At 63.9% G+C, this 16,181-nt stretch carries 8 protein-coding genes; 2 read left to right on the top strand and 6 right to left on the bottom strand.

What is annotated here, in order from left to right; genetic code table 11:
* Positions 1 to 2: 2 nt before the first annotated feature.
* Positions 3 to 4,286, bottom strand: coding sequence for a DEAD/DEAH box helicase (locus LU688_RS21760; RefSeq protein WP_094012403.1), 4,284 nt, complete (start codon positions 4,284 to 4,286; stop codon positions 3 to 5).
* A gap of 181 nt (positions 4,287 to 4,467) precedes the next feature.
* Between LU688_RS21760 and LU688_RS21755 the strand changes: the two genes are divergently transcribed.
* Positions 4,468 to 4,881: an NUDIX hydrolase gene (locus LU688_RS21755; protein WP_094012426.1), complete on the top strand. Its 414-nt coding sequence runs from the start codon at positions 4,468 to 4,470 to the stop codon at positions 4,879 to 4,881.
* Here LU688_RS21755 and metR read toward each other — a convergent pair.
* Entirely contained in the window at positions 4,865 to 5,782 is a 918-nt protein-coding gene (gene metR / locus LU688_RS21750) for a transcriptional regulator MetR (protein WP_094012402.1), read from the bottom strand. The two genes, LU688_RS21755 and metR, sit on opposite strands and share 17 nt — an antisense overlap.
* A 116-nt stretch (positions 5,783 to 5,898) precedes the next feature.
* Positions 5,899 to 11,298, bottom strand: coding sequence for a coiled-coil domain-containing protein (locus LU688_RS21745; RefSeq protein ID WP_232888001.1), 5,400 nt, complete (start codon positions 11,296 to 11,298; stop codon positions 5,899 to 5,901).
* A 197-nt stretch (positions 11,299 to 11,495) separates the two neighbouring features.
* On the opposite strand from LU688_RS21745, the gene LU688_RS21740 reads away from it, so the two are divergent.
* A complete protein-coding gene (locus LU688_RS21740) occupies positions 11,496 to 12,485 on the top strand; it encodes an alpha/beta fold hydrolase (RefSeq protein ID WP_023629615.1) in 990 nt (329 codons plus the stop codon).
* Between the two features lie 75 nt (positions 12,486 to 12,560).
* On the opposite strand, the gene LU688_RS21735 is transcribed toward LU688_RS21740, so the two are convergent.
* From LU688_RS21735 to aauS, 3 genes are read right to left on the bottom strand one after another with little or no spacing between them, the layout of a single operon-like run.
* Complete coding sequence (locus LU688_RS21735) at positions 12,561 to 12,896, bottom strand: GlpM family protein (protein ID WP_023629616.1); 336 nt, start codon at positions 12,894 to 12,896, stop codon at positions 12,561 to 12,563.
* A 27-nt stretch (positions 12,897 to 12,923) separates the two neighbouring features.
* Positions 12,924 to 14,252, bottom strand: coding sequence for a two-component response regulator AauR (gene aauR / locus LU688_RS21730; protein ID WP_023629617.1), 1,329 nt, complete (start codon positions 14,250 to 14,252; stop codon positions 12,924 to 12,926).
* Positions 14,249 to 16,153: a two-component sensor histidine kinase AauS gene (gene aauS / locus LU688_RS21725; RefSeq protein WP_094012400.1), complete on the bottom strand. Its 1,905-nt coding sequence runs from the start codon at positions 16,151 to 16,153 to the stop codon at positions 14,249 to 14,251. The genes aauR and aauS overlap by 4 nt, the downstream gene beginning before the upstream one ends.
* Between the last annotated feature and the right edge of the window lie 28 nt (positions 16,154 to 16,181).

Raw genomic sequence — 16,181 nt, 5'->3', positions numbered from 1 at the left:
CTCTAGGTTGCTGTACCGCGCAACAGAAGCTGGCGCCAGTGCTCCTGTTCGCTGGCCGCTGCCTCGACCGCAAACAGGTACTTCCCTGCCACGCGACTGGCGACTGGCACCCCGTCGCGGTACAGCAGCCGATTGCCCGCCACTGCCGGCACTTTCGTTCCCGGCAGCAGTGTGCCAACCAGGTTCAGGGGGTCGCAGCCGCTGACTAACACCAGTTCCCCGCCTGGCGCGCGGTTGCGCACCTGGCGCAGCAACCCTACCGCTTCGGGCAGGGCGAACTGCTCGCCCGCCAGCCCGGCAATGAAGCGCCCCCCGCGGATCTCGCCTCGCGCCTCGAGACGCTGATAGCAGCGCAGCAGTGCGCGCCACGGGGGCAGCACATCGCTCTCGCGCTCCAGCAAGCGCCAGCACACCACGCCATAGCGGCGCAGCAGGCTGCGGGCCACGTGTTCCAGGCGCTGGTCGCTGTCGACCGTGGCGGCCGAGCGGCGCAGCAAGGCCCAGCGCCCGGCATGGACCATACTGCTCGACAGTGCTGGGTGCCCGCGCCGGCTGGTGCGCGGCCTGCGCCTGGCCGCTGGGCTGATGAGGCTGCGCAGGCCGCTGAAACCGTCGGCGCTCGCCAGGCCTGAGCCCACCAGTTCCTGCAGCGCCGATTCCAGTTCGCTGGGCAGCAGGTGGGCTTCATGGGCCAGTTCGTCGAAGAACAGCGCGCCTTGCTCCTGCAAGGTCTGCAGGACCCGATGCGCGCGGGCACCCAGTTGTTCGAGGTCGGGCGCGGGGGTGAGGCTGCGCCACAGCCCCAGTTGCTCGCGGGGCAGCAGCACCAGGGGCGTGCTGGCCAGGGTGCTGGCCGCCAGCGTCGCCGCCAGCCGACTCCAGGCCCACTGGCCGCTGCGGCAGGCCTCATCGAGCCAATGGGGGCTGTAGTCCTTGATTCGCGCTGGCAGCAGGTCGCTCTCCCAGGCCCCGGCGGCGGCGGGAAAACCTTGCAGCTGGGCGAGCACCTCGGATACCGCCTGCGGCCCACGCAGCCGGGTTTCGCCGCTCATGTGCTGCCAGTCGAACAGGAAGCGCAGGTAGTCCTGCAGGCTGACCGGTTCGATCTCCTGGCGCAGGCGTTTGACCGTGTAGCGATGAATACGCGCCAGCAGGTGCCGTTCGCACCACTGCAGGCGCGGCTGGCCGGGGCTGAAATGACCACGCATCACATGGCCCTGGCCCTCCAGGCGGGCCAGGGCCTGTTCGCAGTCGCCGGCCTTCAGCGCCAGAGGTGTCGCGATCTGCTCCAGCGTCATCGGGCCAAAGCCATCTAGGCGGCAGCGCAGCAGTTCCGTGAGGGCGGTATCGCTATCGACGGGGGCGTCATAGCCCGGCAATAGCGGCATGTCCGGTTCCAGGCGAGCATCCGGGTATAGCGTCAACAGCGCCTGCTGGCGCTCACGGGCCAGCCACAGACGGTGTTCGCCCGTATCCAGGCGACAGGCCCGGCCCGCCTTGGCCAATTGCTGCAACAGGTCGCGCCAGGCGCCATTGGCATCTACTTCGTGCTCGGCCACAGCCCCCAGGCTCATCAGCGTCTCATGCATTTCATCGGGGTTGCGAGCCTGGGGCCAGGCTTCGGCCTGCACCGCGGCAATGGCGTCGGCGTCGAGCGCGCCCAGGTCGTCGGCGCTATGCACGTCGCTCCAGCGTCGGTTGAGCACGGCCTGGGTGCGCCGCTCTTCCAGCGGCGCGTCGTCGAGGAAGGTGTAGGGGCGGGCATTGAGGATCGCCGAGGCCAGCGGCGAGGGGGCCGGCAAATCGCGACTGAGCAAGCCTACTTCACCGTGCTCCATGCGCCGCAGCAGCGCCAGCCAGCCTTCGCTGTCCATGGCCTCGTGCAGACAGTCGTCGAGGGTCTGCTCGACCAATGGATGATCGGGGATTTGCCGCTCGCCGACGATGTTCTCCAGGCAGGCGAGCTGGTCGGGAAATACCGACGCCACCAGGTCCTCGCTTTTCATGCGCTGGATCTGCGGCGCCACCTTGCGCCCGCCCACGTAACGCGGCAGGGCCATGGCCACCGCGGCATTCCAGCGCCAGCGCACGCCGAACAGCGGGGCGTCGAGCAAAGCCTGGATCAGGATCGCTTCGGCACTGCCGCTGTTCAGGTAGCGCCACACCTCGTCCAGGTCGAAACTGTGGCTGGTGGACAGTGACAGCACGATGGCGTCCTCGCTGGCCGCCGCCTGCAGTTCGAAGTTGAAGGTGCGGCAGAAGCGCTTGCGCAGGGCCAGGCCCCAGGCGCGGTTGATACGGCTGCCAAAGGGCGAGTGGATGATCAGCTGGGTGCCGCCGGACTCGTCGAAAAAGCGCTCCATCACCAGCGTCTGCTGCGAGGGCAGGGCGCCGAGTACCTGCCAGGTACGGCCGAGGTAATCCAGCAGCTGGCTGGCGCAGGCTTCGTCCAGTTCATAAGTCGCCTGGAGCCAGGCCTGCACCTGTTGAGCGTCGCCGTCCTGCAATTGCTGGTCGAGACGCTGCTGCAGCCGGGCTACCGCAGCAGACAGCTCGTCACTGCGCCCAGGCGCCTCGCCGAGCCAGAACGGAATGGTCGGTGGCAGGCCGTGCGCGTCCTCGACCCGCACCCGCCCGGGCTCGACGCGCAGGATGCGGTACGACGCGTTGCCCAGCTGGAAGATGTCACCGGCAATGCTCTCGACGGCGAAATCCTCGTTGACGCTGCCGATGTTCAGCGCCTGGGGTTCGAGCAGCACGGCGTAGTCGGCCGTCTCGGGGATGGTGCCACCGCTGGTGAGCGCGGTGAGTTGGCTGCCGCGACGCCCGCGCAGGGTGCCGTTCACCGCATCGCGGTGCAGGTAGGCGCCGCGCACCCCCTGGCGGCCGTTGTAGCCCTCGGCGAGCATGCGCAGCAAGGCCTGGTAATGGCGCTCGTCCAGCTCGGCATAAGGCGTCGCCTGGCGCAGCAGGTCGAACAGGGCGCGTTCGGACCACGGCAGGTTGCTGACCTCGGCGACGATTTGCTGGGCCAGCACGTCAAGCGGCGCGTGAGGGATGTGCAAGGTATCCAGCTCGCCCTGGCGCACGCAGTCGAGCAACGCCACGCATTCGATCAGGTCATCCCGCGAGGTGGGGAACAGGCGGCCCTTGGGGGTGCCATTGACCTGGTGGCCGGAGCGTCCGACCCGCTGTAGGAACGCGGCAATCGAGCCGGGCGAGGCGATCTGGCAGACCAGGTCGACATCGCCGATATCGATGCCCAGCTCCAGCGACGCGGTGGCCACCAGCACCTGCAGTTCGCCAGCCTTGAGCCGCTGCTCGGCGACCAGGCGATGTTCCTTTGCCAGACTGCCGTGATGGGCGGCGACCGCGTCGTTGCCCAGGCGCTCGCCCAGGTGACGCGTCAGGCGCTCGGCCAGGCGTCGGGTGTTGACGAATACCAGCGTGGTGCGATGCTCGCGGGCGAGCACCACGAGCCGCTCGTAGACCAGGCTCCAGACATCGGTGGCCATGACCGCGCCCAGTGGCACAGGCGGTACTTCCAGAGCCAGGTCGCGTTGGCGGACATGGCCGATATCGACGATGGCACAGGGCTGTCCGTGGCCAACCAGAAACTGCGCCACGCGCTCCACCGGCCGTTGGGTCGCGGACAGGCCGATACGCCTCAAAGGTCGGCCAGCGAAGGCCTGCAGGCGTTCCAGGGTCAGCGCCAGGTGGCAGCCACGCTTGTTGCCGGCCAGGGCATGGATCTCGTCGACGATCACCGTGTGCACACTGGCCAGCCCCTGGCGACCGGAGGCCGAGCCCATCAGTACATACAATGATTCTGGCGTGGTCACCAGGATGTGCGGCGCCAGCTTGCGCATGGCGGCGCGCTCCTTCTGGGGCGTGTCGCCGGTGCGCACGGCGGTGGTGATGCGCGGGGCCTTGAGACCCAGTTGGGCGAGCTGGTGGCCGATGCCCTCGAGCGGCGCATCGAGGTTGAGGCGAATGTCATTGGACAGCGCCTTGAGCGGCGACACATAGACCACCTGGGTTTGCGCAGGTAGCTCGCCGTCCTGTTCCAGCCCTTGGCGGAACAACTCGTCGAGCACCGCGAGGAAGGCGCTGAGGGTCTTGCCCGAGCCGGTCGGCGCGGCCAGCAGCATCGACTGGCCGGCATGGATCAGCGGCCAGGCGCCGGCCTGGGCTTCGGTGACCGTGGCAAAGCTTTGGCGGAACCAGGTGGCGACGGCGGGGTGGAACAGGTCGAGCACCGGGTGCAGGGGGGCGGGCAGGTTCATGGGTTGGTTATGGCGGGTAAGCAGGGCAATGGCAAGGGGCCGTTCGTCTGCCTGTTCTGGCTCAATCGCGGGGCAAGCCCACTCCCACGACAGCCCTGCCAGGTACTCATGGGAGCGGGCTTGCCCCGCGATTGAGCCTTGTCAGGTATTCTGCGCAACTGGAGTAAACCGAGTGTCCACCATGCCCAATACCATCCGAATCGCCGCCGCCCTGCTCATTGACTCCCAGGGGCGAACCCTGCTGGTACGCAAGCGCGATACCCTGACCTTCATGCAGCCGGGTGGCAAGATCGACCCGGGCGAGTCTCCGGCGCAGGCGCTGGTGCGTGAGCTGCACGAGGAACTGGGGCTGCGCGTCGATCCCGCCCAGGCCGTCCACCTGGGCCGCTTCAGTGCCCCGGCCGCCAACGAGCCGGGCTTTGAAGTCCAGGCCGAAATGTTCCGTGTCGAGTGCCGCGAGGCGGTGGTCCCGGCGGCGGAAATCGAAGAGGTGATCTGGCTGGCCGTCGATCAAGCGAACACGCTGAACCTGGCGCCGCTGACTCGCGACCTGATCCTGCCGCTGTGGCGCGAAGGCTTCAACGCACCGCGCTGACTCCGTCGAGCGTGGCGAACGAGGTGTCCTTGGCGGTCAGCAGGAAGTCGCGCATGTACGGGGCGTCGAGCATGTCGGTGCGCACTGCCGCGTAAAGGGTGGCGAACAACCCTTTGTCGCCCAGTCGCTTGCCCTTCACATAGCCGCGCGAGCTGTACTCGTGCAGGGCCCAGTGCGGCATGCCGCACACGCCACGGCCGCTGGCCACCAGTTGCATCATCATCACCGTCAGCTCCGAGGTGCGCACCGCGGCCGGCTCGATGTCGGCCGGCTCCAGGAAGCGGGTGAAGATGTCCAGGCGGTCGCGTTCCACCGGGTAGGTGATCAGGGTCTGGTCGAGCAGGTCCTCGGGCACGATATAGGGCTTGCCGGCCAACGGGTGCTGGTTGGCAACGGCGAGCATGGCCTCGTAGGTGAACAACGGCACGTACGTGATGCCGGCCAGGTCCACCGGGTCGGAGGTCACCACCAGGTCGAGATCGCCGCGGGCCAGGGCCGGCAGTGGCGCGAAAGCAAAACCCGATGCCAGGTCCAGTTCCACCTCCGGCCAGGCATCGCGGAACTGGTCGATGGTTGGCATCAGCCACTGGAAGCAGCTGTGGCATTCGATGGCCATGTGCAGGCGCCCAGCGGTGCCGCCGGCAAGGCGGGCGATATCACGCTCGGCTCCACGTAGCAGGGGCAGGGTGGCGTCGGCCAGTTGCAGCAGGCGCAGGCCGGCGCTGGTGAAGCGGATCGGCTTGGTCTTGCGCGTGAACAGTGGCAAGCCGAGGCGTTCTTCCAGTTCCTTGAACTGGTGCGACAGCGCCGACTGCGTAAGGTGCAACCGCTCAGCGGCTTCCACCAGACTGTCGGCTTCACGCAAGGCGTGAAGGGTTTTCAAGTGGCGTATTTCCAGCACGGTGAAACTCCAACGATATTCTGGCGCAGGCTGATCAGGAATGTTGAGTTTCTCTCATGTTGATGGTGTCTGTCGATGCATGGCGCGAGGGGCTTGGCCGAGCCCCTCGCGGCCGATCAGAACAATGTCGCGAAGTGCTTGCGGGCAATGGCTCGCGTCAGTTCACCACGCCAGATCTGCTCGACGTGGCTGTCTTGCCATTCCCGCCCCAGGCGCCTTTGAGGGACGGTCTTCAAGTGCGCCTTGACGTACTCGTCGAAGGTGGGATTGGCCTTGTTGAAATGGAAGTGGGCATACCATAGTGGGCGTGGCGAGGCGCCACGGGTATCGAGTACCACAAATTCCTGCAGGAAGTCCCTGCGGCCATCGCTGGTCCGTCGCAGCTCCACCAGCCCGCCCTCCTTCTCGATGCGCACCAGGCCTGCTTCGTGCAAATAATCAAGGTGTGCACTATTGGGTTGGCCCGTACCGATGATGAAGTCGACGCGAAGTGTCTTGCCATACCGCCTTGCCTCCAGTGCCATGTCGCGCAACTGCCGTACCAGGTCGTCGTCATGCGCCTGTTCGGCAATTCGCAGTGCGAGGCTTTCCAGATCGGTGGCCTTGAACTGCATGAGATCATCGAGACTCGCGCCGTCCATGCCTTGATGCGCGTACTGCTGTACCTTGGCTCGATACGCTTGCAGTTCGCCCAATTGCCGTCTGGCCTCGTTACTCAGCTCTTTCAGGGATACGCTACCCCCCGGGCTGGGAGCGGTGTCAGGGTTGGTCAGGGTGAATTTTCCCGAGCGGTCCTGATGATAGATTTCGGTCCGCCCGTTGACCCCGGTGATGCGGTAGACGTTGAGGCTATGCTGGTCGGGTTCACCGACCAGCAGGCGGTTGTCGATGGTCTCGAATACGCGCGGCTGGCTGGTGCCCTTTTTGCTAGCCAGCGGGGCGGGCTTGGTTTTATTGAGCAGCAGCCTCCTGAAATGTGCTTCATAGGCCGTCAGTGACGACTCCAGGCGCTGCGCGGCAGCGTGGTCGATGTACGTTGTGTAGCTGCCGAGCCAGTATTTCAACTGATGACGAAAGCGTTCGGAATGCTGTATCGACGCCGTCATGATGGTTATACGTTGCGTGGCCGAGGCTTGTGTTGCGCCGAGTTGATGCAGGGCATACAGGGCACGATCCAATGTTGTTCGCGGTTCCTTCATCAAGAACTGCAGGCGGATGCCGGCGCCGCTCATCGCGTGGCTAGGTTTGACCAGCAGCGCTGTCAGTTGGCTGACAGTCATGTAGTTCAGGACCGGCTCGCTGAAAGCGCTCAAGGTGCTGTCGACGATTGTCAACAAGTCCCGATGTTCACCAGCTTGATGCACCTGATCGCGCCAGGTGCGTAGCTGGGCGACTTGCTCGCGGATGTCATCCACCGCCGCCAGCGCATGTTGTCGGGCTTGGTTCATGCGGATCCTCAGCTCGGACAGCTGTTCGAAGGCGACCTGGAGCTGTCTGTCATCGAGGCCTGGTGAAAGCTCGATGGATTTTTGCTGAAGACGTTGTTTGAGACTCTCTATCTCATCCATCACGTGACTGAGTTGAGTATGGGCTTCGTCGCTAAGGCGTTGACGACCATTGCAAATGAGTATGGCCAGATCCTTCGCCTGATCTTGAGCTCGTTTGCGAATTCGTCCGGCGGCAACCTGCTGGAATGCCTGGCAGTCACGGTGAATGCGCTCGGCGTCGGCGAGGGTCTTTTCGAGCGAAGCTTTCAGTGACGCGTCGAGTTTTCCCTGTTGTTCCAAAGCGCGCTTCATGTGTTGATTGAGCTCGTTGGCACGGGGCTGCAGTAGCTGCATGTCGCGGGTAATGCTGTCGCGCAAGCGGTTGTGCTGGCGATAGGCGTGGTCTCGCCACCAGCGTGGCAAGCGTTCGCGTATCGCTGCTGGCCAGAGTGGCTCCAGCGTATCGGCTACGCGGCCAAGGGCTTGTCCGCCGCCGCCGCCTGCCCCCTGGCGGTGCACGCCATAGAGGGCGAAATGAGTGTCCCACTGACCGTTCTGGTCTTGAGCGATTGCGCGTTTCCATCGGTGGCGGGTGTTGCCATCTAGTTGCCAGGTGCGGGCGGTCGCGTCCCAGCTCACTTTGTAGGTTTGCTTGCCAACGAGGATGAAGTGTCCTTCGGTATGCCGATAGATGCCTTTGTATTTGCCATGTGTGGCCGTTTTCAGCCCCGCGAGCGATAGAGGCTGCTCATATTCGAGCCCAGTGAAGCGGTCCAGGCTGCGCTGGGGGGATGAATCCTGATACCGGCGGGTGATCAGTTCGCCCTGCCCATGGATGCGACGTATCCCTGTCGCTCGACGCAGAGACGTGCTGCTGATGCCAGTACCGCCTCCGAGTGCATCCATTGCTACATCAATCAACGAGACGATGAAGTCGTTGAGAGCTTGCAGGATGTCACACGACGAACCCGTGGAAAAAGCCTTCACCACCTCAGTTGCACTGACGAATGTGTCATAGATGCTGATCGGCAGCCCCAGGAATGGTATTGCTCCCAATGCGATCTTGAACCCTATGAGCACGCCGGCGCTCTGTTGGGCCAAATGCTCGAAATACAGGTCCAGATTGGAGCGAGCTGTCGCGCGGTGTTCCATCACCAGGCGCCCTCGGTGGCCATCAAGCAGGTGGGCTGCCAGCGAGGTGGTGGCGGGCCAGGCGGCACCTGCGACAATCATGTGTTCGAAATGACGAACCCGCGCTTCGCGTAGCCTTGAGCGATGGGCGTCTGGGTTACCGCTGAGTGCGCGGCTGACGAGGTAGTCGTCGCGCTCATCGAGTAGCGCCTGTCGCGCCTGCTCGAGCGTGGCGTACTGGCGCAGCCCGTGGGTCGGATGATCGGGAAGATAGAGCACGGTGACCTTTCTGATACGGTCTTCGATAAAGGTGATCCCCGAAAGTGTCGTAGGTTGCTCATCGGTATCCTCGCCACCAACGGCCAGCAAGGCGGGCAACAATTGAATGTCATGACCGTCGGCCTGGAAGGCGGTTCGGCTGTCGGCATCGATTGCCACCGACAGGATCGCGTGGCCGATGTTGTCCAAGTCCCCTCGCTGGTGGTAGAGCAGGTTTTGCAACTTCAACAACAAACGGTGCGGCGCAATCAAGCACTCCCTGCGATAGGCATGGGCATAGTCGGACTCGTCGGGATCGCTGAATGCCGCATGTATTGCCGTTTCGTAGCGCCCGGCGAGGTCCAGGCGGCGTGCCAGACTCTGCAGATAGGCGTGATCGAGGCCTTCTTCCATGGGCTGTCCGAGAGGCTGCCCGTCGGCACGCTTGGGCTTGGCGAATCTCAGCCGTTCCAGCATGGTGCTGTCGAGGTTGTTCAACAGCAGGCTCTCAAGGGTGATCTCCTCGGTTTCCTGGCTTGCCGTCAATACAGGCCGGGTTGGCGTGCCTGGAGTGCCGCCACCCCCGACGGGATGATTGCGCCAGCTCGTCGATAACGGCAGTTGCAGAACAATCTGGCCACCGCTGAAATCATCGAAATCCGCTATCAGGGTTTGCGACACCAAACGCTGGCAGAACGCATTGCGCTCCGGCAGATCGCGCTCTATCAGTGCCTGGCTGTCGCGCATGGCGTTGAGATAGTCTTTGGCGAGGGCTTTGAAAGCGTTGCGGGCCTCATCATTCATCTTGGCGAAGGCGGTCGGCGAACTGCCCAGTTTGCTCGCTAGCTGTTGCTCTGCGCGCAGGACAGAGAGCGCCGCCTCCCGGGCACCCTTGCAGGACACCTGCAGGTGTTGGCCTAAACTCTGTTTGGCCTGCACCAGTCCAGGTGCCGCGGCATCGACTCCCTTCTCATTCTGCAGTGCCTGCCACGCCCGGCGTGCGTGCGCCAGTTGTGCATCGAGCGCATGGGCAAGGCTGTCGCCGACGATGGGTTCCAAGCGCAGTGACAGCTTGGGGTCAAACTGGCTCAGGTAGCGAGCGAGGGCAGCTTGGTCATCGCATTGCAAAAGTCCCCCTGGCCCTCCGATCCAGTAGATGGCGAAGGGGTGACGGGTATCGGGCGTGTCCCGGGGCGTACGCCTGGTGATGACGATGACCTCGTGCAGTAGCTGTTCGCGAGCACTGCTCGAGGGATCTTCGGGCGCTGAGCGAAGCACGAGTGAAGCCGTCAGGGGGCTGTTGTCATGGGGGCTGGCTAGTGCTTCGACCAACGCGAGCACGTCAGGCGTCAGTTCGCCCAGCAACGCTTTCATTCGAGCATGGGCAAGCAGGGCTTGGCCGTGAGCTGTCGACAGAGCGGGCGGAGCGTTGAACGGGCGGGCGTCCGAGTGCCATTTCGCCGATGCCAGGATGGCTTCGATCTGGGTCTGAGCGGCCTTGCGCGCAGCGAGCAGGAGATCATGTTGTCGTTGGCACGCCTCAAGGTCCTGATGGGAAAGCCTTGTCAACTTTTCCATTTGTCGAGCGATCATTTGCGCGCGTGTTGAGCAGGGCACCTCCAGGCCAAAAGGGGCCAGCTCGAACAGTGAGGGGCCAGGGAGATCGTCTTGATCGGCAGGTTCAAGGGCTAGCGGCATGGCGAAAACCGTTGAGCAGCGCCAATGATCATGCAGTCGATCTGCTTGCGCCAATGCTGCGCTGGCGTCGCCAAGCTCGTCACCAGGATCATGTTCGAGTGTTGCCAGCAGCCGGGCTTCCAGGCTCACGAACAGGCTGTTGAACCCTTCGTCGATCGAGTCCAGTGCGTTGTAGTGAATTTGTCCTGAAGACTCACCCAGTCTGGCCTCCAGCGCTGGACGTGAGGTGTGATAACTCAGGGTTTCGTTGCTGCCGGGGGAGTACAGGCTCAGCCCGGCTTCACCTTCGATACTGAAGATCAGCGCGCCAGGCTCGCAGGTGGGAGTTTCGATAAACAACTGGCGATCGTCGATCCGTAGCCACTCGGGGTGGTCCATGACACTTAGCACTGGGCGCAGCACTGTCGCCGAGGGATCACTGGCGAAGGCGATCTCGACGGCGGCTTCGAAGTGCCGTTGGTACTGTATGCGCGCCTGTTCCTTTCGACTCCTCGGTGTTCCTTGAGCGCGTTCCCCCCAATAGTTGATCCAGGATTCACGAACGAGAGCGGAGAGATTCAGGGCGGCCAGACGTTCCAGCAACTCGCTGGGCGACTGCTGTAGCGCGTCAGGTACCCCCGTGATAGAGGCGCGAAGGTCAATCATGGAAGTGGGTTTGTGGTGTTGGGCCCAGGCAGTCAACTCAACGAGACCGATACGTGCGGGCTGCTGCGCCGATCCCAGGACCAGGCCGGCTTGCCCGGGAATGATGCCGAGGGTTTTGTTCAGCCATTCACCAATGACCTGTCGAACACCGGGCGCCTGGCCCAGCAGCGCATTGAAGATTCGTTGCTGGTCTTCGCATGTTTGACGTGCTTGATGGACAACCGGAGAGTCCGGCGGCACGGCATGCATCGGTAGGGACGCGAGGGAAAAGGGGAGGGAGGGGGTCAGCTCGTACATCGAAGGATCCTTCTTGAGAGTTACCGGAGCGGGCAACGTCATTGAAGGAAAGGGACACGTCTGCTGGGTCGTAGTTAATTGTCGTGTCCGGCTATTGGGCAGGATTCATCAAAATGTCACGGTTTTGTGGCAGCGCGCCGGGAGGAGATTCATCACAATCTCGCGCTACTGGGGATCTGCATTCTGGTGTTGCTTTCATGTGGTTACTTTTCTTCTTGCTACTGGTCAGCGTACCGGCGAGCTTCGCCGAAGGCCGCTGTGATGTTCATGCACCTGTGCAACGGGCGGAGCTGGGCGAGCTGAGCCTGGTGTACCAGAGCGTCGGTGCGCCCCGAGACCCCGTTCTGCTGTTGGTGATGGGCCTGGGCGGGCAACTGATCCACTGGCCGGATGACGTGGTCGAAGCCCTGTGCCGTCAAGGCTTTCGAGTGATTCGCTACGACAACCGCGACGTCGGCCTGTCACGCTGGAACCAAATGCCGGCTTCGGCGAACCTGACAATCGAACTGCTGCGCTACAAGCTGGGGCTGCCTGTTTCGGCACCTTACAGCCTGACGGACATGGCCAATGATGGCTTACGTCTCATGGATGCACTCGAGGTCCGCCAGTTTCATGTGCTGGGCGTGAGCATGGGCGGCATGATCGCGCAGCATCTCGCCGCCATGGCGCCGGAGCGGGTGCGTAGCTTGACGCTGGTGATGTCCAGTTCGGGCGCGGTTGGCCTGCCGGCCCCTGCCCCGGCCCTGTTGCAATTGCTGGCGCGACGCAGTGCACCGAATCGTGAGGTGGCTATCGCGCAGCAAGCCGAGTTGCTCGCGGCGTTAGGTAGTCCCCAGGTGCACGATGACCGCGCTGCCCTCATCGAGCAGGCTGCCGTGGCCTATGACCGGGCATTCAATCCGCAGGGGGCCAAACGCCAGATCATGGCGATTCTCGCCGAACCCAGCAGGGTGGAGTTGCTCAACCAACTGCGGCTACCAACATTGGTGGTGCACGGAACGGCCGATCCGCTGTTGCCAGTGATGCATGGGGTACACCTGGCGGCACACATCCAGGGCAGCCAGTTGCGGCTGATTCCGGGGCTGGCGCATCGGTTCCAGGAGCCGTTCAAGGCGCCCCTGCTGGGGGTTGTGCTCCCCTACCTACAGGCGCATCGGCAGGATGTCACGCATATCGCCGGGCTTTAGCGCGGTGGTGCACGATAACGACTGGAGCAAGCCCACTTCCACCACGGCTGGGCGCAGGTTTAGCCCGCAGTTCGTTCAATGCACTCTCACCCATAGGCTCACCAGCAGGGTCGCAGCGACCAGCCAGGCTACCGTGGCCAGGGCCAGCGAGGCCTCCAGGCGCATGCGCTCAACCAGTACGTACAGCGTGGCCAGGTACACGAAGTAGGGGATGATCGACCACATTCCGAACAGGATGGTGGTTTTCAGATCCTCCAGCGACCGTCCCTTGCCAACAATGTAGTGGGCTATCAGGGCAAAGGTAGGAAACAGCGGCACCAGGCCGGCAATGTAGTAGTTGCGGGTTTTCGACAGGATGGCCAGGAGGAGCACCACGCCCGCGCCCAGGGCCGCTTTGAATGCCAAGTCCACGTTAAACTTCCAAGGTAAGGTAGCCGATCAGCCGAGGCCGTACTTCTTCACTTTGTCGAACAGCGTGGTCTTGGCCATCCCCAGTTCCTGGCTGGCTTGGCTGAGATTGCCACCGCTGCGCTGCAGGGCATCGCTGAGCAGGTTGCGTTCGAATGCCTCTACCGCTTCGGCGAAACCTAGCCCTTGGCTGGCCCCGCCGCTGCTCCCCTTCTTGAACGCGGGCAGGCCCAGGGCATGGCGTTCGGCGACGTTGCGCAGCTCGCGCACGTTGCCTTGCCAGTCGTGGGCCAGCAACTGCGACAGGGTCTGGCTGTCGAGGGTGGGGGGCTCGCGGTCAAAGCGCAAGGCTGACTGTTGTAGGAAGTGTTCGAACAGTTGCAGGATGTCTTCGCGTCGCTCGCGCAGTGGTGGCAGCTCGAGGGTGACGACGTTGAGGCGGTAGTACAGGTCGCTGCGGAACTGGCCACTCTGGCCCAGTACGGCGAGGTCGGATTTGGTCGCGGCGATCACCCGGCAGTCCACCGGGATGCTCTGGTTCGAGCCCAGGCGTTCCAGAGTGCGCTCTTGCAGTACCCGCAGCAGCTTGATTTGCAGGTTGATCGGCATGCTCTCGACTTCGTCGAGGAACAGCGTGCCGCCGTTGGCGTGCTCGATCTTGCCGATGCGGCGCTTGCCGGCACCGGTGAAGGCATTGGCTTCGTGGCCGAAGATCTCGCTTTCGAACAGGTTCTCCGGGAGACCGCCGCAGTTCAGCGCCACGAATGGCTGGCCCTGGCGTCGGCTGAAGTCGTGCAGGCAGCGGGCAACCAGCTCCTTGCCGGTACCTGTCTCGCCTTCGATCAGGACGTTGGCCGAAGTGTCGGCGACGTTGGCGATCAGCTCGCGCAGTTGTTCCATGGCCGGTGAGCGGCCGATGATGCGACCTTCCAGGCTGCTCTGCTCGGCCAGTTGGCGACGCAGGGCGAACACCTCGCGCGACAGGCCGCGTTGTTCCAGGGCGCGGCGCACCACATCGACCAGTCGCTCTGGCGAGAATGGTTTTTCCATGAAGTCGTAGGCGCCGTTGCGCATGGCACCGACCGCCATGTCGATGTCGCCGTGTCCGGTGATCAGTACCACCGGCAAGCTGCGGTCGCGTGCCTTGAGACGGTTGAGCAGCTCCAGGCCATCGATGCCCGGCAGGCGGATATCGCTGACGACGATGCCGGCGAAGTCGTCGCCGATTCGCTCGAGGGCCTGCTCGGCGCTGCCGACGCCTTCGCAGGCGATGTCTTCCAGGGCCAGCGCCTGCTGGCAGCCGAGCAGCACGTGCGGGTCGTCTTCGACGATCAGGACGGTGAGAGGTGCTTGTTTCATAGAGGCTCAGCCAATTCGCTAGGGGGCGTGGCCAGGGGCAGGGCAAGGACGAATGCGGTGCCGCCACCGGCGGGATGTTCGACGCTCAGTGTACCCTTGGCGGCAGTGGCCAGGCTCGCCGACAAGGTCAGGCCCAGGCCCAGGCCATGCTCGCCCGGTTTGGTGGTGAAGAAGGGTTCGAACAGGTGCTTGCGCGCCTCGGCGTCTATGCCATGGCCATTGTCTAGCACCCGCAGGCGGTATTTGTCGCCCTGCCTCTCGCCTTCCAGCCACAGTTGTGGCAAGGGCTGTGTGGCCATGGCATCGAGGGCGTTGCCAATCAGGTTGACCAGGATCTGTTCCAGGCGAGTTTGGTCGATGGCCAGCAACGCATCGTCGAACTGGCGGTGCAAATGCAGGTGGCAGGCGCTGATACGGTTGGCCAGCACTTGCAACGTGGCTTCCACGGCCTTTTCCAAAGACGCCTGGCCGCTGTCGTCGCCACGTCGGGCGAACGAGCGCAGGCTGGCGGTGATGCGGCCCATGCGATCGATCAGGTCGTTCATGGTGCGCAGGTTGGCGCTGGCGGTTTCCAGCGCGCCGCGCTCGAGGAAGCGCACGGTATTGCCCGACAGGGTGCGCAACGCCGCCAGCGGTTGATTGAGTTCGTGGGCGATGCTGGTGGACATCTGCCCGATGGCCGCCAGCTTGCCGGCCTGGACCAGTTCGTCCTGGGCGTGGCGCAAGGTCTGTTCGGCGTGGCGGCGTTCGCGGATTTGCCCTTTGAGGCGTTCGTTGCTAGCGCGCAGGTCGGCGGTGCGCTCGGTGATCTTGCGTTCCAGCTGGCTGTTCGCCTCTTCCAGGGCCTCGCGGGCCGCCAGGCGGGTGGCGATCACCTTGCGTCGCTCGTTCCAGGCGATGGCCAGGATCGCCAGCAGGGCAAAGGCCACCCCGACCAGGATGCCCTGCACCATCGACTCGCGGCGCAGGTCCTGCAAGGGGGTAAGCAGGGTGAAGTGCCAGGGCGTGTCGGCCAGGCGTCGGGTCTGTGCCAGGTAGGAGACATTGTGCTGCTTGCCGTGCTCGGTCTCGCTGTTGGCCGGAAAGGTCAGTTTTTCCACGCCGTCGGACAGGGTTTCCCGGGCCAGCGGTTGCAGCTCGTTGAGCGGCCACCAGTAGTACTGCAGGCTGCGCGCCAGGCGTTCCTTGATCTGCGGGTTCAGCGGCCGCACCGACTTCAGACGTCGGGACGGGTCGCTGGAAAGGATGATGATGCCGTTCTCGTCGCTGACGAAGGCTTCCAGGCGGGCGCGCTGCCAGCGCTCCTCCAGGGTATCGAGGCGCACCTTGATCACGGCCACGCCGATGATCTTGCCGTGCTCCTCCAGGCCGTGGGCCAGATAGTAGCCAGCCTCGCCGGTGGTGCTGCCGATACCGTAGAAACGCCCGGGTTCGCCGCGCACGGCGACCTGGAAATAGGCGCGGAATGCCAGGTCCTCGCCGAGGAAGGAGTCGGCGTCGCGCCAGTTGCTGGTGGCCTGGACCCGGCCATTGGTATCGAGGACGAAGATCGCCCGGCTGCGGCTGCGCCGGTTCAGGCCCTCGAGGTATTCGTTGACGACCTGGCGGTCGCCGGCGTCAGGGTCGGTGAGCAGGCGCGAGACGCTGTCTTCCAGCTCGAGCAGGCTGGGCAGGTAGGTGTACTTGCTGATTTCGCTTTCGACGGTGCGCGCATGCAGCTCCAACTGGCGCTCGCCGTTTTCGCTGAGCGTGCGGATGCCGTTGCTTTCGCTGATCAGGAAGCCAGCCATCCCTAGACCGACCATCAATAGGATGACCAGCGGGGGGACGAGCAATTGGCGAATCAGGCGGGATTTCACGGTGGGCTGGGCAGGGCGAAGGAGCGAAGGGTCGCATTTCATCACAGTGGCCTTGTCACGACCAGCTTCC

The sequence above is a fragment of the Pseudomonas soli genome (assembly GCF_021283165.2).
Taxonomy (GTDB): Bacteria; Pseudomonadota; Gammaproteobacteria; order Pseudomonadales; family Pseudomonadaceae; genus Aquipseudomonas; species Aquipseudomonas soli.
The sequence above is the reverse complement of the archived record's forward strand: the minus strand, read 5'-3'. Positions and strand labels throughout refer to the sequence as shown.

Bases quoted from the DNA above. Each gene is read 5' to 3' on its own strand.
- LU688_RS21760 (WP_094012403.1), bottom strand. From the start codon at position 4,286: ATGAACCTGCCCGCCCCCCTGCACCCGGTGCTCGACCTGTTCCACCCC.
- LU688_RS21755 (WP_094012426.1), top strand. From the start codon at position 4,468: ATGCCCAATACCATCCGAATCGCCGCCGCCCTGCTCATTGACTCCCAG.
- LU688_RS21745 (WP_232888001.1), bottom strand. From the start codon at position 11,298: ATGTACGAGCTGACCCCCTCCCTCCCCTTTTCCCTCGCGTCCCTACCG.
- LU688_RS21740 (WP_023629615.1), top strand. From the start codon at position 11,496: ATGTGGTTACTTTTCTTCTTGCTACTGGTCAGCGTACCGGCGAGCTTC.
- aauR (WP_023629617.1), bottom strand. From the start codon at position 14,252: ATGAAACAAGCACCTCTCACCGTCCTGATCGTCGAAGACGACCCGCAC.
- aauS (WP_094012400.1), bottom strand. From the start codon at position 16,153: ATGAAATGCGACCCTTCGCTCCTTCGCCCTGCCCAGCCCACCGTGAAA.